Source organism: Providencia sp. PROV200, assembly GCF_049901995.1.
In the GTDB taxonomy this organism is placed as follows: Bacteria; Pseudomonadota; Gammaproteobacteria; order Enterobacterales; family Enterobacteriaceae; genus Providencia; species Providencia rettgeri_E.
Window position 1 is genome coordinate 2,284,929 of sequence record NZ_CP096307.1, and the last position, 19,086, is coordinate 2,304,014.

13 protein-coding genes and 1 pseudogene are annotated in these 19,086 nt (G+C 41.5%); 5 read left to right on the forward strand and 9 right to left on the reverse strand.

Going from position 1 to position 19,086, the window contains the following annotated elements; all coding sequences use genetic code 11:
• Nucleotides 1-72: 72 nt before the first annotated feature.
• From M1E86_RS10510 to guaB, 3 genes are all read right to left on the reverse strand, one after another.
• Complete coding sequence (locus tag M1E86_RS10510) at nucleotides 73-1,260, reverse strand: tyrosine-type recombinase/integrase (protein ID WP_213912633.1); 1,188 nt, start codon at nucleotides 1,258-1,260, stop codon at nucleotides 73-75.
• A 310-nt stretch (nucleotides 1,261-1,570) separates the two neighbouring features.
• Entirely contained in the window at nucleotides 1,571-3,148 is a 1,578-nt protein-coding gene (guaA, locus tag M1E86_RS10515; protein ID WP_125891117.1) for a glutamine-hydrolyzing GMP synthase, read from the reverse strand.
• Between the two features lie 85 nt (nucleotides 3,149-3,233).
• The gene (gene guaB, locus M1E86_RS10520) at nucleotides 3,234-4,700 is read right to left on the reverse strand and encodes an IMP dehydrogenase (protein WP_125891118.1); all 1,467 of its coding nucleotides are present in this window, start codon (nucleotides 4,698-4,700) and stop codon (nucleotides 3,234-3,236) included.
• A 171-nt stretch (nucleotides 4,701-4,871) separates the two neighbouring features.
• Here guaB and xseA point away from each other — a divergent pair, with 171 nt between their 5' ends.
• The gene (gene xseA, locus M1E86_RS10525) at nucleotides 4,872-6,239 is read left to right on the forward strand and encodes an exodeoxyribonuclease VII large subunit (protein WP_213912632.1); all 1,368 of its coding nucleotides are present in this window, start codon (nucleotides 4,872-4,874) and stop codon (nucleotides 6,237-6,239) included.
• 62 nt (nucleotides 6,240-6,301) lie between these two features.
• Here the strand turns inward: xseA and M1E86_RS10530 are convergent, their stop codons facing one another.
• From M1E86_RS10530 to maeB, 5 genes and pseudogenes are all read right to left on the reverse strand, one after another.
• Nucleotides 6,302-8,560, reverse strand: coding sequence for a TonB-dependent receptor domain-containing protein (locus M1E86_RS10530; protein ID WP_125891120.1), 2,259 nt, complete (start codon nucleotides 8,558-8,560; stop codon nucleotides 6,302-6,304).
• Nucleotides 8,561-8,700: 140 nt separating this feature from the next.
• Nucleotides 8,701-10,829, reverse strand: a pseudogene (locus M1E86_RS10535) (S9 family peptidase).
• A 12-nt stretch (nucleotides 10,830-10,841) separates the two neighbouring features.
• Nucleotides 10,842-11,645 (reverse strand): energy transducer TonB family protein, encoded by an 804-nt coding sequence (locus tag M1E86_RS10540; protein WP_213912630.1) that lies wholly within the window; start codon nucleotides 11,643-11,645, stop codon nucleotides 10,842-10,844.
• A gap of 145 nt (nucleotides 11,646-11,790) precedes the next feature.
• Entirely contained in the window at nucleotides 11,791-12,657 is an 867-nt protein-coding gene (locus tag M1E86_RS10545; protein WP_213912629.1) for a ChaN family lipoprotein, read from the reverse strand.
• 118 nt (nucleotides 12,658-12,775) lie between these two features.
• Nucleotides 12,776-15,055: an NADP-dependent malic enzyme gene (maeB, locus tag M1E86_RS10550; RefSeq protein WP_213912628.1), complete on the reverse strand. Its 2,280-nt coding sequence runs from the start codon at nucleotides 15,053-15,055 to the stop codon at nucleotides 12,776-12,778.
• Between the two features lie 523 nt (nucleotides 15,056-15,578).
• On the opposite strand from maeB, the gene M1E86_RS10555 reads away from it, so the two are divergent.
• The 4 genes from M1E86_RS10555 (at nucleotide 15,579) to M1E86_RS10570 (ending at nucleotide 18,525) form a co-directional block, all read left to right on the forward strand.
• Nucleotides 15,579-16,199 carry a LuxR C-terminal-related transcriptional regulator gene (locus M1E86_RS10555; RefSeq protein WP_125891124.1) on the forward strand — a complete coding sequence of 207 codons (621 nt, stop codon included), beginning with the start codon at nucleotides 15,579-15,581 and terminating at the stop codon, nucleotides 16,197-16,199.
• A gap of 145 nt (nucleotides 16,200-16,344) precedes the next feature.
• Nucleotides 16,345-16,716 carry an ArsC family reductase gene (locus M1E86_RS10560; RefSeq protein WP_248466600.1) on the forward strand — a complete coding sequence of 124 codons (372 nt, stop codon included), beginning with the start codon at nucleotides 16,345-16,347 and terminating at the stop codon, nucleotides 16,714-16,716.
• Between the two features lie 13 nt (nucleotides 16,717-16,729).
• Nucleotides 16,730-17,860 carry a succinyl-diaminopimelate desuccinylase gene (gene dapE / locus M1E86_RS10565; protein ID WP_213912835.1) on the forward strand — a complete coding sequence of 377 codons (1,131 nt, stop codon included), beginning with the start codon at nucleotides 16,730-16,732 and terminating at the stop codon, nucleotides 17,858-17,860.
• Complete coding sequence (locus tag M1E86_RS10570; RefSeq protein ID WP_213912627.1) at nucleotides 17,857-18,525, forward strand: M15 family metallopeptidase; 669 nt, start codon at nucleotides 17,857-17,859, stop codon at nucleotides 18,523-18,525. Before dapE ends, M1E86_RS10570 begins: the two co-directional genes overlap by 4 nt.
• A 54-nt stretch (nucleotides 18,526-18,579) precedes the next feature.
• Here the strand turns inward: M1E86_RS10570 and M1E86_RS10575 are convergent, their stop codons facing one another.
• Nucleotides 18,580-18,972, reverse strand: coding sequence for a DUF454 family protein (locus M1E86_RS10575; protein WP_102139840.1), 393 nt, complete (start codon nucleotides 18,970-18,972; stop codon nucleotides 18,580-18,582).
• Nucleotides 18,973-19,086: the final 114 nt, after the last annotated feature.

Here is a 19,086-nt window from a genome sequence, read left to right on the forward strand (position 1 = left end):
TTATATACATATAAAACATGTATATAATCAAGATATGATAATTATAGGTCTAATTACACTATTAAACGTACTTTAGACCGTCCACTCATCTATCATATCAGCCCAATCCTGCAACATAGCGGTGCGCTGCTCACGGTACTCTGCCTTATTGTACACTGCCCTAACTCCTTTCTGTTCATGTGCCAGGCATTTCTCTATCCAATCCGAGTTATAGCCAGCTTCATGCAACAATGTACTCGCTGTTCTGCGTAAATCGTGAGGTCCAAATTTAGCAAGGTCGTGCCCGTCTTTTTGTGCTGCTTTATAGGTGAGATCCAGCACACGATTCATTGTTGCACTACTCATTGGCGCATCTGAATCATAGCGCGATGGTAGAATAAAATCAGAACCGCCTGCAAAAGTTTTTAAGGCAACTAAAATATCCATTACCTGACGCGATAAAAAAACCAAATGCGGATTGCGACGTTTCATTCGCTCTTTTGGGATTGTCCAAATTGCTTCACTGAAATTAATTTCACTCCAGGTGGCATTCGTTAACTCACTTTTACGTACCATTGTTAACAATAGCAGTTTTACAGCTACCCTAATTGAGGGCGTTGTCCCAACCTTCTCAAGATAGCGATACATCAAACCAATTTCACCTGGCGTTAACGAGCGATCTCTGGGTTCAAATTTAGCAATACTTGCAGGCCTCACTAAATCTGCTGGATTTTCTACCTTCTGACCCCGTTCAATCGCCCAGCGATAAACCTGAAGTACGATTTCTCGTGCATGAACCGCAGTCGCTGGTGCACCACGTTCAACAATAGTGTCAGTGATCGCCCGTAAGTCTTCGTGTGTGATTTCATTTAACTTTTGGTTGCCAAATTTGTCCTTGAGTTCCCTGGTATAAACTGATCGCCGCATATCCCGTGTAGAATCTGCCATTTGATAGCCACGAAGCCACTTTTCAGCCCATGCACCAAATGTTTCAGCACCTTTAATTCTCGCTTTATCTCTGGCTTTTTCTTTAGCCGGGGACTTACCATCTGCCACCATTCTTTTGGCTTCCCCTAGCCGCTCTCTGGCTTCAGCTAAAGTGATCCCGCCAATACCATAACGACCAAAAGTCACCGTTTCCTGTCTGCCATTAATGGCATAGTTATAGCGAAAAGAGACAGAGCCTGCAGTCGTTACAGCGACATATAGCCCATCTCTGTCATTCACTTTATAGAGCTTTTCTTTCGGTTTTAAATTTCTCAGTTTGGTATCAGTCAGCATTCATTTTTATCCTTTTTTAACGTTTTGATACCATGCAAAAACAACCGTAGGAAACTATGATTTAATTCCTTTAAAAACAGTGGATTACTTGTTTTTAATACCATAAGGAGATCAAAAACTATCGCATGGTATCAGTCGGTGTTCATGGCATCTGCTTGCGATAATACCAACTTTAATACCCCATTCAACTTGTGCTTGACGCTGCTAATCAGTGCCAGACACGGCAAACTATAAAAACAAAAAAGCCCATTTTTACATGGGCTTAAGTCGTTATTTTGCCAGTCAGTGCTAGCTAATTCTTATTGCAGGATTATTCCCACTCAATAGTCGCAGGCGGTTTGCCGCTGATATCATATACAACCCTAGAAATGCCTTCGACCTCATTAATGATGCGGTTTGAAACGCGGCCAAGGAAGTCATAAGGTAAATGAGCCCAATGCGCGGTCATAAAGTCGATGGTTTCTACTGCACGCAGTGAAACAACCCAGTCATATTTACGGCCATCGCCCATGACGCCAACAGAGCGAACAGGTAAGAATACGGTAAATGCTTGGCTAACTTTATGATATAAATCCGCTTTGTGCAGTTCTTCGATAAAGATAGCGTCTGCGCGACGTAATAAGTCACAGTACTCTTTCTTCACCTCGCCTAATACGCGAACCCCTAAGCCTGGGCCTGGGAATGGGTGACGATATAACATGTCATACGGCAGACCTAGTTCTAGACCAATCTTACGGACTTCATCTTTAAACAGCTCTTTTAATGGCTCAACTAAACCAAGCTTCATGTCATCCGGCAGACCACCTACGTTATGGTGAGACTTGATAACGTGTGCTTTACCGGTTGCTGATGCTGCTGATTCGATAACGTCTGGGTAAATTGTTCCTTGAGCCAACCATTTGATGTTAGGCAGCTTAGATGACTCTTCATCAAATACTTCGATAAAGACATGACCAATTTTTTTGCGTTTAGCTTCTGGATCGCTGATCCCTGCTAATGCATTTAAGAAGCGATCTTCCGCTTTTGCATGGATGATGTTCAGGTCAAATTTACCCGCGAACATTTCCATCACTTGGTCTGCTTCATTTAAACGTAATAAACCGTTATCAACGAATACACAGGTTAAACGTTTACCAATTGCGCGGTTTAATAACAGTGCGGTAACTGATGAATCAACACCGCCCGATAATGCGAGCAGTACATGGTCATCACCAATTTGTTCTTTTAAACGGGCGACTGTGTCTTCGATGATTGCAGCTGGTGTCCATAGGGCTTCACAGCGACAAATATCTTTAACGAAACGCGTTAAAATATTTAAGCCTTGGTGAGTGTGAGTGACTTCTGGGTGGAATTGCACACCGTAGAATTTTTTCTCTTCATTTGCCATGATGGCATATGGGCAGCTTGGTGTACTGGCAATGGTTTTAAAGTCTGCTGGAATTGCAGTCACTTTATCGCCATGGCTCATCCAGACATCTAGTACTGGTTTACCCGCTTCGTTCAGAGAGTCATGAATATCACGGAATAATTCACATTGCTCGGTGATTTCAACATTAGCATAACCGAACTCACGTTCACCAGAAACTTCAACTGCACCACCCAGTTGCATTGACATGGTTTGCATGCCATAACAAATACCTAATACAGGAACGCCCGCATTAAATACGTAATCAGGAGCACGTGGACTATCTGATTCAGTCGTACTTTCTGGCCCACCAGAAAGAATGATACCGTTTGGATTAAATTCTCGAATTTGTTCTTCTGTAACGTCCCACGCCCAGAGTTCACAGTAAACGCCAATTTCACGGATACGACGGGCGATCAGCTGTGTATATTGCGAGCCGAAATCAAGAATAAGAATGCGATGTTTATGGATATTTGTTGTCATTTGAGGAGAATTCCAAAAATTCAAGTCAAAAATAAGAATCGGTGACGCAATCGAACGAATGCGCCACCCTGAGAAATTTTATCGATTATTGCCCCAAACGATAGTTTGGAGATTCTTTCGTGATAGTAACATCATGGACGTGGCTTTCTTGGATACCGGCTCCACTGATACGAACAAACTCTGCTTTTGTCCTTAATGCATCAATAGTACCACAACCTGTCAGCCCCATACAGGAACGTAAACCACCCATTTGTTGATGAATGATTTCTTTTAAACGGCCTTTATACGCGACACGGCCTTCAATCCCTTCTGGCACTAATTTATCTGCCGCATTATCCGATTGGAAGTAGCGGTCTGACGAACCTTTAGACATCGCACCAAGTGAGCCCATACCACGATATGCTTTGTAAGTACGGCCTTGGAATAAAATAGTTTCTCCAGGAGACTCTTCTGTTCCTGCGAACATTGAGCCGACCATCACACAGGCTGCGCCTGCTGCGATAGCTTTAGAGATGTCGCCTGAGAAACGAATACCACCATCCGCAATAACAGGAATACCCGTACCTTCAAGTGCTTCTGCCGCTTCTGCAATCGCTGTGATTTGCGGTACACCTACACCTGTTACGATACGAGTGGTACAAATAGAACCCGGACCAATACCCACTTTAACTGCGCTAACACCTGCATCTGCTAAGGCTTTAGCCCCTTCAGCTGTTGCAACGTTACCGCCTATGATTTGTAATTCAGGGTATTTTTGGCGGGTTTCACGAATACGTTGTAATACGCCTTCTGAATGGCCATGTGATGAGTCAATTAATAAAACATCAACGCCAGCGGCCACCAGTGCATCAACACGCTCTTCATTTCCTGCACCAGCACCAACCGCAGCACCAACACGTAAACGGCCTTGCTCGTCTTTACACGCGTTTGGTTTACGTTCTGCTTTTTGGAAATCTTTTACGGTGATCATCCCTAACAAATGAAAGTTATCATCGATCACTAAGGCTTTTTCAACACGTTTTTCATGCATTTTTTGTAAAACAATTTCACGTGCTTCACCTTCTTTGACGGTCACTAAACGCTCTTTTGGCGTCATCACAGCAGTAACAGGTTGGTCTAAATCTGTCACAAAACGGACGTCACGGCCTGTAATGATACCGACTAACGAGTTGTCTTTAGCAACAACAGGATAACCCGCGAACCCATTACGCTCAGCCATTTCTTGCACTTCACGAATGGTCGTATCTGGCGTTACGGTGACAGGGTCAGTAACCACACCACTTTCATGCTTTTTCACACGGCGAACTTCTTCCGCTTGGCGCTCGATAGTCATGTTTTTATGGATGAAGCCAATGCCACCTTCTTGTGCCAATGCGATAGCAAGATCAGATTCAGTGACAGTATCCATGGCTGCAGAAAGCATAGGAATGTTCAGGCGGATGTTTGCAGTCAGTTGAGTTGATAAGTCTGCAGTATTTGGTAATACCGTTGAGTGTGCAGGAACGAGTAAAACGTCGTCGAAAGTTAGTGCTTCTTTTTTAATGCGTAACATAGGCAATATCCCACCAGGCAGCGTTATGGAAAGGTATAAAATATTGCCGCGGCATTATACACACCGAAAACGGTTGCTTCCAGCGTTTTTTTGAAAAAAAACTTGATAACTCTTATGGCTGCGTTAGTATCTATCGATTAAGTCATTGTTTTAAAATTTGATCTGGCTCACATGTCGACATCACAAAATAGCGCAATTTACTCTGTTAGCAAGCTTAACCAGACAGTTCGAGAACTTCTTGATAACCAAATGGGTCGTATTTGGCTAACCGCAGAAATTTCTAATTTTTCGCAGCCAAGTTCCGGTCATTGGTATCTCACCTTAAAAGATGATCGGGCTCAGGTTCGTGCAGCCATGTTCCGTGGGCAAAATGCGCGAGTCACTTTCCGTCCTCAGAATGGCCAACAGGTGTTAGTCAGAGCGACCGTCACCTTATATGAGCCGCGAGGCGACTATCAATTAATTCTTGAAAGCATGCAGCCAGCTGGTGAAGGCTTACTACAACAGCGTTTTGAGCTATTAAAACAAACGCTAAGCGCACAAGGCTTATTTGATATTATTCATAAAAAACCGCTCCCTAGCCCGGCTAAATCTGTCGGTATCATTACCTCAGCAACGGGTGCGGCACTGCATGACATTTTAAATATTTTGCGTCGTCGTGACCCTTCCCTGCCTATCATCATCTACCCAACGGCCGTTCAAGGTGAGATGGCGCCAGCACAAATTGCTCGAATGATTGAGCTAGCAAACCTACGTCAAGAGTGTGATGTGTTGATCGTCGGTCGCGGTGGCGGCTCACTTGAAGATTTATGGGCATTTAATGAAGAAATCGTTGCTAGAGCCATTTTTTCTAGTCAACTGCCTATAATTAGCGCTGTTGGCCATGAGACCGATGTGACCATTGCCGACTATGTCGCGGACGTAAGAGCGCCAACCCCATCGGCGGCCGCTGAGCTTGTTAGCCGTAATCAATTGGAAATGCTCCGCCAGCTAAAATCAGCGCAGCAACACCTTGAAATAGCGGTGGATTACTATATAGCAGGTCAACAACAAAGATTCGCACGCTTGCATCATCGCCTACAACAACAGCACCCGCAATTGCGGTTGGCGAGGCAACATAACCAACTCAATCTATTGCAGCAAAAGCTGACGCAGTCGATGACGCGGCAACTACAAAGTTCAACGGCTAAATTCGAGAAAATTAATCGTCGTTTACTGCAAAATGATTTGCGTCCTCAATTGCAAAAACAGCAGCGTCAGTTGCAGCAGACACAGTATCATTTGCAGAATATGGTCACGAGTTTGGTTAATAGTTACCGCCAACGTTTCGCAGTGGCTTGTTCGAAAATGGAAGCGGTTAGCCCATTAGCGACCCTAGCTCGCGGGTTTAGTATAAGTGAAACCTCTAAAGGCACCGTGTTGAAAAAAACCAGCCAAGTGAAAGTTGGTCAACCACTGAGAACTCGCCTTAATGATGGCTGGGTTGAAAGCCAAGTCACCCACATTGAGAAGGTTAAAGCCAAAAGAGTATCGAAATAATTATTTTATCCACTTATCTCGATAAAAATAACGAGATAAGTGGTGTTAAATTTATATGTTGATTAGAAACGCACCTGTCCACCTATCATATAGGTACGCCCTCTACCCGTTTCGTTATTTCGTCCTCGTTCTTCCATAATTGCACCCGAATTTGCACGATTTAATGCATCGGTATAGTTTTTATTTGTCACATTGTTAATGGTCATCATCAACTTAACGTTTTTATTGATTTCATAATCTGCATATACATCAATAATGGTTGGCTGTTTTTCGTATTTTTCCGTCATCGCATCACCATTTTGGTCGGCATCAAGAATTGGGCTAATCCGCTTAGACGGCCCTGTCCACGTTATCGTTGAACCCAGTGTCAGCTTTTCATCCAGCAAACGCACACCTGAGTCTAATGTTAGGTAATAGTCGGGTAATTGCGTAAAGTCTCCAGCACTAAATGCAGAGGTACTATTAATAGAAACCGGTTGTTTCCCTGACTCTTTGGTATAGGAAATCATTGAGTAAAATACTCCTGCATCATAGTTGGCTTGCAATTCATACCCTCGCAGATTCACATTTCGGTGGTCATTCACATACATTTCTGCTCGCTGAGACATGGTTGGATTCTCTTTATCCCATACATCATCATTGACTAAACACCAATCAAATTCATCCTGTGGATTGGAACGACAAAGAATGAAAGCCTTACTTGTGATGTAATCTTTAACCTGAGTATGAAACCACAATGCTTTTAGATTAAATTGGTCGCCCTCCACCACTAAATCAGGTTTTAAGCTATTAAAGCCAACCTGCCACGTTTTCGATTTTTCACCTTTAAGAAATGGATTCATGCTCTGACCACCATTTGAGGAGAAAAAAGCTTCTTGTGAATTTGGCGCTCGCATTGAATGAGCATAGCTAACAAAGGGTTGGAATTCAGGAATAGGTTGCGCGGATAACAAGATACCCGGGTTAATACCGCTATCTTTAATATTCAGATTACTGGCTTCTTGAGGAAAACATTTCTCTGTTGCATCACACTCAGGTTTATAGCCCTTCACATTATAATTGAGGTAATTAAGGTCAAATACCGCTGTATAAATATCATACTTTGCTTCAAATTGGGTATATAGGCTCGCGATATCTTGTTTTCCACTTGGCGCAAATGGATTGTTGATCTGAGTGTTTGGATCTTCAACTGGCTGAGCAACTTTACTGTATTTGGTTTTCATTAATTTCGAGCCAACTTGCCATTTATAATCCACATCTCCATAAGAAAAATGGCTTGTATTGGATAAATTAATACTATCGGATTTATTTTTAGAGATGGCATCTCTATATGCACCACCAATAGGATCACCTTGGAGTTTTTGCTCATTATTTCCATGGCTTGCCAATATTTCCACATCAATTAATTCATTTAATGGGGTGTATTTATATTTAAGATAATAATCATCACTGTTAATCTTTCTGCTGGTTAGTTTATTTTGCAAGAAACGACCACTGAATTCTAATTCATGGCTGTCATTCGGTTTATATTTTAACTTTGCCAATTGAGATTGTGGCTTTTGTTTGAATGAGGGATCTGTGGCAAATTCATCACTATCAAACCCATCGCCATTCTTATAACTACCAGGAATATTATGACCGCTAATTGCAATTAAACCACCAAAGTAGCCATCATCTTGTAATAATGTCTTCCCCGCAACCGCAACCATCCCGTTATAACCGAGGCCATTATCTCCCCAGCTAGCTTTACTACGCAGGCCATATAAATTGTTGTTGAAGATCACATCATCAATACCGATAGTGCGAAAATTAGCACTCCCCGCCAGTGCATTGACGCTGTTGCTGCCATTGAGCTGACCTTTCTCTACTTCCACAGCCACTATAAAGTTAGGATCTATTAATGAGCCAAAATCATTACTTGGCTGCATTCCGTGAGTGTACTTACTTGGGGAATTACCATAATAACTTTGCGTGACACCATCAACCATCATATTCACGCGACCAAAGCCACTTAACCCGCGAATATTGACATTTACCGTACCTTGACTGGCATCCATTTGAGTATAGGTACCGGGCATGGTACGGATAATTTTATCCATCGACTGCAATTTATTTTCCGTACCAACCGCGCTATAAGCACCCGGTTTTTCCAATGCTTTGACTAATGGCGTTTGTTTCTGCGCACCCGAAACTTTTAATTGGCTAAAATTAACCACACCCTCTTTCTGCTTATTTTGCTGCTGTGTATTTTCAGCCAAAGCAATCCCTTGGTAGCTAGTCGTAATAATACCAGCAACCATAATTATTGTTTTATTATTCATTAAACCATTCCTGTAAACGTACTGTGTGTCATACGCTCACACTGCTAACACAGAGCAAATAAAGCCTGTGAAAAGGCTCAACAACAATGTCATTAATATTGTTGTTGGCCTGAAATAACCTAGTTTTTATAGGTTAATTATTATTTTAAATAAGGGAAATATTTATCTTTATTTTCAAGCATAAGAATAAAGCTATATTCTTGGGCAATATCATCTAATGCATTAAAGCGGCCCGATTTACCACCATGCCCTGCATTCATATTCGTTTCTAATAATAATGAGTTGCCTTGCTTAATATCTCGCAATTTAGCCACCCATTTTGCAGGTTCCCAATATTGAACTTGTGAGTCATGTAGCCCTGTCGTCACTAAAATATGTGGGTAATGTTGTGCTTTGATATTATCATAAGGGCTATACGCTTTAATTCGCCAGTAATCTTCTTCATTTTCAGGGTTACCCCACTCATCGTATTCCCCGGTGGTCAGCGGAATTGATGGGTCTAACATTGTGGTCACTACATCCACAAATGGAACCGCGGAAACAACCCCTCGTATAAATTAGGTGCCATGTTCACTACTGCGCCCATTAATAAGCCACCCGCACTACCCCCCATGGCATACACATGTCCTGCTTTACCATAACCTTCTGATAATAACCCTTTGGTTGCATCAATAAAGTCAGTAAATGTATTCATCTTGTGGATTGTTTTGCCTTGTATGTACCAATTTTTACCTAAATCACCACCACCACGAATATGTGCAATCGCGTAAACAAAACCACGATCCAGTAAAGACAAACGAGATGAGCTAAATGAAGGATCAATGCCATACCCATAAGCGCCATAACCATAGACTAACAATGGATTTTGGCCATGTTTGAAGAGATCTTTACGATAAACCAAGGAAACCGGAACTTTTACTCCATCTTGTGCGGTAACCCAAATACGCTCACTTTGGTAGTTTTGCTTATTAAAATCTTTAACTTCTTCTTGTTTTAAAAGCTGTTCTTCTTGAGTCAGCATATTAATTTCATATACTGAAGACGGTGTGGTCATTGATGAGTAGCCGTAGCGTAGTGTGTCTGTATCAGGCTCAGGGTTATTACTAATCCATGCCATATACGTTGGGTCATCAAAGCTCACTTGGTTTTCTTTATGCGTTAACCAGCTGATTTGGCGAATATTTACTAAGCCATTTTGGCGCTCTTCTACAACTAACCAATTATTAAATAAAGCAAAACCTTCAAGATCAACCCCATCACGTGGGGCTATAAAGCTTGCCCACGGCGCTGAAATATTATCTACAATATATAAACCAAATAATGGGTGTTGGTGATTAGAACGAATGTAAAATTTACCATTGAAATGATCAGGATAGTACTCAACCCCAACTTGACGTGGTTTTAAGATTTTAGCGTCATTTTGTGGCTGATTTGCATCAATTAACCGATATTCAGAAGTTTCAGTACTCGTGATACCTATTAAAATAAAATCTTTTGACGTCGATTTCGCTAAACTAACGTAAAAAGTATCATCCTTTTCTTCATACACCAGTTTGTCTTGAGTTTGCTGTGTACCATATTGGTGCCTAACGACTTGATAAGGAAGCAATGTTTGCTTGTCCTTATTCACATAGAATAGCGTTTGGTTGTCATTGGCCCAAACAATATTACCTGATGTATTGGTTAACACATTTTCTTGCCACTCGCTCTCATCAATTTTGCGAAATGACACGACAAATTCATTACGCCCTTGGCGATCTTCAGCAATGGCAAGAGTGGTATTATCTGGCGAAATAGCTAATGCGCCCATACGATAATATTCAGTGCCTTCTGCACGTTCATTACCATCAACTAATACAACCCATTCACCCTGGCTATTTACCGGACGCCTTTCATAGATAGAGTAGTTTTTACCTGCAACCACTCGAGAGCGGTAAGTATAACCATTATAATTATAAGGAACTGATTCATCGTCCTGCTTCATACGTGAAAAAAGTTCATCGTAAATTTCTTTTTTTAACGGCTCACCTTTTTCAAGTTGTTGCTGCGTATAATTATTTTCTTGCGTTAAATATTCGATAACGTCTGGAGACTCACGCTGGTCATCTCTTAACCAATAGTAGTTATCAACACGGGCATCTCCGTGAGTGGTAATGGTATGAGGCTGTTTTTTGGCTATTGGCGCTGACATTCTTTCCTCCGCAGCACTCGTTGCTGCATATAAACCAAGTGATGTAATAAGACAAAACTCAGTGAGTTTATTACGCATAATTAATCCAATCTATTTTTCATTAAGAGTAAAATCAATAGGGATCCTGACTGTTACCCGCCCATTCATTAAAATTTCGGCCGGTGGTTCAGGCAACGGTGCTGCCCTTGATAGCACCTGCAACGCTTCTCTATCCAACGACCGCGTTCCAGATGAATTCACCAAGTCGCTAGCAAGCAAAAAGCCTTGTGGATCAACCGTAAATGTCACGGTTGATTGACCAACTCGCCCTCGCCTTACGGCCTCTTCAGGGAACCGCTTGTATTTATTTAATTTCCCCAATACTTGAGCTTCCCACAGCCGCTTCGCGTTATCTATCGATTGTGACTGGCTGTTAAACTCTGCGGCAACTTTCTGAGTCTGTCGTGGTGCTGCCGCATCACTGGTGACAGGAGCATCATTGGCCTTTGAATCAGTCGCTTGTTTTTGTTCAACCGTCTGTTTTTCACGCTTTTGTTTTTTAACTTCAACTGTTCGCTGTTTACTCACCGCCTTAGCCACTTGCACTTCTGCCTGCTCATTGACAGCCAATGGCGGTATAATCTTTTCCTCTGATGGCATTTCATGGGCCTGACTTGCCACCGATAACTCTTGTAACTGACCAATGTTAACTTCCGTTAGCTGCTCCGCTTGCGATTCAATCGAAATCTCCATAACCACGGATGGCGGTGGCAATAACTCTTCCCATTGTTGATTGTGAGTTACCCAGATATACACCCCAACAACCACAACATGAAGAGCGATTGCCAATGCGAACCACCCACTCATCTTTGTCGTTCGCTTTAAATATTCATTTTCAAATGTTGTTATGCTCATTTTTATCTTACATACTTACGTACTCTCACATAAACGCAAATGATAATTAATAACAAATGAAAATGGAAATCATTTCTTAATGAAAATAAAGATTACTTCACAAAATTAACTTTTTTGAAATCATTAGGTTGCTATTATTTAGTCATCATTTAGGTGTATACCACACAAAATCCGCATGTAAGTGGTCTATTTCTTCCCCTCTTTCCGAAATAATTAACACTTTCATTGGTTCATCAGGGGCGAGATCTTGCACATGCAAGGGGACACCAATAGCCCTTGTTGCATGGTAGCCACCGGCGAACAGAAGCGCTGGTGTAGGCGCATTTAATAACGACTCTGCCATACGGCGGTCACGCAGCTGCTGTATAAATGTCATTTTTTCGACTTGTTCAGGCGTCAGTTCTCCACCATGCGAACTTTCAATTGTTTTGCTGATAAGTTCTTGAACAATAGGTTGAGTAGAATACTGCCCCGTTATCGATGACGGGTTAGCATAGGCGAAAAGCACCTCTTCTTTATCTAAATTTGCAGACAGTAGTGGATAAGGTGAGCTCAGCAAATGGCGGATTAAAGCCCCATATTGTTCCCAAGGCCAGCCAGTATTCCAATTTAAGGCAGACTGTAACTTTTCGTCACGAATATAGGGATTACTTTGCATCTGTGCCTGCACACGGCTCACGCCTTTTTGCTGTGAAGGTGTCAACATCTCAAGTAGGATCGCACCTTGAGGCCGTATTTTAGGCATTTCTTGTGCAAGCCACTGCTCAATTTGGTGGTGATAATGGTTATCATGTTTTTCGCCCACAATCACGCGTGGAGATTGAGCAAGCTGCTCAATTAATTGCTGAGGTGTTAAAGACTTACCTGTTGCTAAGTCAATAATTTGGTTACTAACTGTTAGTTGGTTATCTAATTGTACGGTTGTCGGTTCAACTTTTTGTGTACAACCAATAAGAAAGAATAACCCAACCATCAAAGTGGCTATTCGAGAGGTCAATCTAATTGAAATCATTATGCTTTCCGTCTTGTGTAGTCAAACCCACAAGATACAGATAATGAGAATCATTTTCAATAAAAAAGGCCACTATGAAACCATAGAAGCCTTTAAAAGAGACTAACTAAATTACCCGTTAGAGAGGATTTGTTTGAGCCTCAACAACCGCTAAAGCAACCATATTCACGATACGGCGTACCGACGCAATTGGTGTCAAAATATGCACAGGTTTCGCAACACCCATCAACACTGGCCCGACAGTCACACCATCAGAGCTAGTCACACGAAGTAAGTTATAACTAATACGTGCGGCTTCCATATTTGGCATTATTAATAAATTTGCTGAACCTTTTAATGGGCTATCAGGCATCACATCTTTACGGATAGACTCAATTAATGCGGCATCCGCATGCATTTCACCATCAATTTCAAGATGTGGGTCACGGGCTTTGATCATCGACAGCGTATCACGCATTTTTTGTGCTGAAGCACAGTCTGAAGAACCAAAGCTAGAACGCGATAACAGAGCTACTTTTGGCTCAATACCAAAGCGACGTACTGTATCAGCAGCCATTAATGTGATTTCAGTTAGCTCTTCCGGTGAAGGGTCTTCATTGACATAAGTATCTGCAATGAATGTATTCCCCGTTGGCAGTAATAATGCGTTCATTGCACCAGCGGTGTGCACACCTTCGCGGAAACCAAACAGTTCTTTAACCACTTCGTAGTGTTCGCCATAACTGCCGACAGTACCACAAATCATCCCGTCAGCTTCACCACGTAACACCATGATCCCACCAATTAGGGTTGGGTTATTAATCACTGCACGGCGCGCCATTTCTTGGGAAACACCACGACGTTTCATGATTTGGTAATATTCTTGCCAATACTCTTTATAACGCGGGTCATTTTCATTATTGACCACTTCAAAATCTTTACCTAACTCAATATGTAGGCCAAGTTTTTGAATACGCATTTCAATCACACTTGGGCGCCCAACTAAGACTGGGAAAGCTAAACCTAAAGAAACCAGCTCTTGAGTGGCATGTAATACACGTTCCTCTTCCCCTTCGGCTAAAACAATGCGTTTTTTCGCAGTCTTCGCTTGGGAGAAAATTGGCTTCATAAATAAGTTTGTTTTATAAACAAATTGGTTTAATTTTTCGATATAAGCATCGAAATCTTCAATTGGACGTGTTGCTACCCCTGAGTCCATTGCCGCTTTAGCCACAGCAGGTGCGATTTTAACAATCAAACGTGGATCAAATGGTTTCGGAATAATATATTCAGGGCCAAAGAATAGATCTTGGTTGCCATACGCAGAGGCGACTTCTTCGCTTTGCTCTGCCAATGCCAGGTCTGCAATGGCATACACACAAGCCAGTTTCATCTCTTCATTAATCGTTGTTGCGCCAACGTCTAGCGCACCGCGGAAAATGAATGGGAAACATAACACGTTATTAACCTGATTTGGGTAATCAGAGCGACCGGTACAAATGATGGCATCAGGACGAACTTCTTTTGCTAACGGTGGCAAAATTTCGGGCTCAGGGTTAGCCAATGCTAAGATCAGTGGATCTTTTGCCATGGTTTTCACCATTTCTGGCGTTAAAAGACGAGGCCCCGAACAACCTAAGAAAATATCTGCATTAGGGATCGCATCAGCTAAAGTGCGCTGACCGTTATCGTCAATTGCATACGCGGCTTTAGTCACATCCATGCGCTCGTCACGGCCTTTATAAATCACCCCTTTTGAATCACAGACAGTGATATGTTCGCGTTTCAACCCTAATGCGACTAATAGATTCATACAAGCGATTGATGCTGCCCCTGCGCCAGAAACCACTAGGCGAACATCACCAATCTCTTTTTTGACAATCCGTAACCCATTAATGACAGCGGCAGTACAGATGATCGCCGTTCCGTGCTGGTCATCATGGAATACAGGGATTTTCATCCGCTCACGGAGTTTTTGTTCAATATAAAAGCATTCTGGTGCTTTGATATCTTCTAAGTTAATACCGCCAAACGTCGGCTCAAGAGATGCTATGATATCCACGAGCTTGTCTGGATCGGTTTCATCAACTTCAATATCAAAGACATCAACGCCAGAAAACTTTTTAAATAGTACACCTTTCCCTTCCATGACGGGCTTACCAGCCAATGCACCGATATTCCCTAACCCAAGGACAGCAGTACCATTAGACACCACCCCGACAAGGTTACCTTTAGCGGTGTAACGATAAGCTTTAAGTGGGTCATCTGCAATTTCAAGACATGGCACTGCAACACCTGGTGAATATGCTAATGCGAGGTCTCTCTGGGTTGTTAGGGGTTTAGTTGGGGTAACCGTAATTTTCCCAGGATGTGGAAACTCATGAAAATCAAGAGCACTTTGTTTTAATTTATCATCCATCGTCAAGTCCTTTCAATATAAGTAAGGTAAGAGCGATAACAGTATAAACACATCTCACTAGCAAATCATGATCATACCTGCAATTTCCAGAAAAATCTTTCAGTTACAGCCTTTCAGCGACAATAGAGTTAGCCCACTATTAGAGTAAAACGTAATCACTTTAATTATTTTTCATGCTATCGCTATATCTTTTTAATTTATCGTTAATTTCATGATGGTAATATATATAAATAATTAATTACCTAACAACACTGTGTAATTCCGTTTTAAAATCACCCCCCTTAATATTAATTTAAATATTAGATATGAATTTCCTTATTTTAATGTATTATCGACAAACGCCTTACTTTACCAATATGGCTATAGGAATTAATTAAATAAGTAATATTAATAATATAGCACACTAGTTTTATAATTATTAATATACCAATTAAACATAATGAATATATTGAAATCAAATTATCTATTTTATAGGAATACCTAAATAGGCTTTGGCGTTTGAGACATAAAAAAGGAACCCTCTATGTCTAAATATACAGTAATGATTATTGATGAGCACCCGATTATACGCTTGGGATTGCGTCAGCTCATAAATACTGATACACACTTTAGTATTACAGCTGAGTGCGCTTGTTGTTACGAAGCCCTCAGTATAGCAAGGCACCTACAACCTAATCTCATTATCATCGATACCAATATTCAAGGTATTAAAACATTTGAAACCATGCGATTACTTCGCAAACACTGCAATGATAGTTACTTACTAGTATTATCGGCTTCAACAATTAAAACAGATATATATGGTGCTATTGATGCTGGTGCACAAGGTTATTTATTGAAAAGCAGTGAACTTGACATGTTATTTTATAGCATGAAAAAGGCTTCTAGAGGGCAATTGGTTTTTAGTGAAAAAATATATCAACATCTTATTTCACGTCATAATTATAATGACCCGCTATCAGCACTGACGAAACGAGAATCTGAAATTTTACATGAAATGGCTGTGGGCTTAAAAAACCGTGAAATATCTAATTTACTTTTTATTTCAGAGGAAACCGTTAAAGTTCATATTCGAAATATTCTTAAAAAGTTACGCGTTCGCTCTCGTCTCGAAGCTAGCTTAATTTATATGCGGTCAAGATAATTTTGTCTAATATACTAATTGTCGAGGTTAAATCATATAGATTTTAATTATAAGGTTATTATATATTTCTCAAGTTTGGGCTAGATCCCAAGTGATTTTTGCCTCATTATGTAAGAGTTATCGCTAGTTTTTTGAGGAAAATCATATGCCCAACACACCTAATGCGCCTTATATTATGTACGGAATTAAAAACTGTGACACCATTAAAAAAGCACGCCGTTACTTAGAAGACAATGGCATTAACTATCAATTTCATGATTATCGCGTTGATGGTATTAGCGATGAATTACTTTCTACTTTTATGAAACATATTGATTGGGAAGTGTTAGTCAATAAGCGAGGAACAACGTGGCGTAAACTGACTGATGATGAAAAAAATGCAGTTGTTGACGCAGACAGTGCAAAAAAAGTACTACTTGCAGAGCCTGCCATGATCAAAAGGCCCGTACTTGTTTCGCCAGATAACCAATACTTAGTTGGGTTTAACGCTAATGACTACCAAAACTTCATTCGATGAACAGGTAAATATGATGGATTGCCCCGTTATTCAGCTTGCCAAAGAATTAATTACTCGCCCTTCTATCAGCCCTGATGACCAAGGCTGCCAAGCAATACTGACCGAGCGCTTAAACCAACTTGGTTTTACTGTTGAACCCATGCATTTTGGTGACACATTGAATTTTTGGGCACACCGAGGTACTCAGGGGCCAACCCTTGCATTCGCAGGTCATACCGATGTTGTGCCAGCAGGCAATAGCGAAAATTGGCAGACGCCACCGTTTACCCCAACAATTATTAATCAACATTTGTATGGCCGTGGTACTGCTGATATGAAAGGCTCAGTCGCAGCAATGGTTGTCGCAGCAGAGCGCTTTGTTAAGAAACACCCTCATCATCAGGGAAGATTGGCATTTTTAATCACATCTGATGAAGAAGCAGCTGCGTTGGATGGCACAGTTAAAGTTGTTGAAACATTAATGGCACGTAATGAGCGCGTTGATTACTGTTTAGTCGGTGAACCGTCAAGCCAATCGCAATTAGGCGACATCATAAAAAATGGACGAAGAGGCTCAATTACCGCAAATTTAACTATTTTGGGTACACAGGGACACGTTGCCTATCCACATTTAGCGGACAACCCGGTGCACCGCTCAACCGCTTTTTTGCAAGAGCTCACCTCAACTGTCTGGGATAACGGCAATGAGTTCTTCCCTGCCACCACCATGCAAATTGCCAATATCCATGCAGGTACTGGGGCAAGTAATGTGATCCCTGGTGAGTTATTTGTTCAATTTAATTTTCGTTTCAGCACAGAATTGACTGACACACAGATACGTGACAGGGTCACTAATATGTTAGACCGCCATGGCCTTACATACAAAGTTGAATGGTCATTATCTGGGCAGCCATTTTTGACTGAAAAACAAGAGCTTGTCACTGCAACTCTGCAAGCAATTCATGAACTGACAGGTCTTAATGCAGAGCTATCAACAAGTGGGGGAACTTCGGATGGCCGTTTTATCGCCCAAATGGGAACTCAAGTGATTGAGCTTGGCCCATTGAATGCCACCATTCATAAAGTTGATGAATGCGTTAGTGTCAAAGACTTGCAACAACTGGCTTTAATTTATGAACGGGTCATGGAGTTATTGTTATTATGATCACCATCGCAATGTTAACGGGCCGTTCAACTGACCACTTAGTGACGCTTGGCGGCTCTCACCGCCTACAGTTTAATGCCACCAAAGCATTTTTAGCCATGCAACAAGCGGCGGCAAAAGCGGGTTTCAAGTTACAATCAGCAAGTGCATTTCGTGATTTTTCACGTCAACAGTTAATTTGGAATGAAAAATTCACCGGCCTCCGCCCTGTTCTTGATGCACAGAGCCAACCTCTAGATATTACAGCCCTTTCTGAAGGTGAGCTTTGTGAGGCGATTTTGCATTGGTCTGCCTTACCCGGTGCAAGCCGTCATCATTGGGGAACCGAAATAGACGTGTATGATCCTTTACGTATCCCTGCAGGGCAAACATTGCAGTTAGAACCTTGGGAGTATGAAACTGGCGGCTACCTTGCTGAACTAAATCACTGGCTCACGGATAATATGGCAACATTTGATTTTTATCGCCCTTTTACTGCCAAAAATGCAGGGGTCGCCTATGAACCTTGGCATATTAGCTACTGGCCGTTATCCCATGAAGCGGAACAACTATTGACGCCAGAAGTGATTAAGCAAGTTCTAGAACAAGAGGATATTTGCGGGAAAAACTGGTTAAACAGTAATTTAGATTATGTATTCGAACGCTATATTAGAGTTCCTGAATAACCCCAAAGTTAGCAAAGCAACTTCTATCACGCCTCATAGACTACATGACATAATTTATGAGGCTTTTTTATTTTTAGTCGAAATTTGTTCATCAACAACGGGAAGTCGATACATAAAAATAAGCAGCCAACACAACAGTGCCAATAAGCCAATTTTTAACCATACATAACTAACAACCCAGATTGATAATGAAAAAGTGAGTATTATCAATATAATTGCTTTGGGTTTTGCCCCTTTAGGTAGCCCTCTGTGCTTTTGCCAATGACGGATATACCCCCCAAACCAAGAGCGGTATAATAACCAATGATGAAAGCGTGGAGATGAACGAGAAAAGCACCATGCCGCCAGCAATAAGAAAGGCGTAGTCGGCAAAACCGGCAGAACGACGCCGGCAAATGCCAGCGCAACAGCTAACCACCCAATAACAATGAGGAACAATTTTTTCAAAATTACTCCTCCTCTCTAATAGATAAATTAAATGGTAAAAACCGCATAAAATTTGTGGTAACTCATAATAATATCAATGGTATACTCTAATGGTAAACACGCTTAATGAAAAGT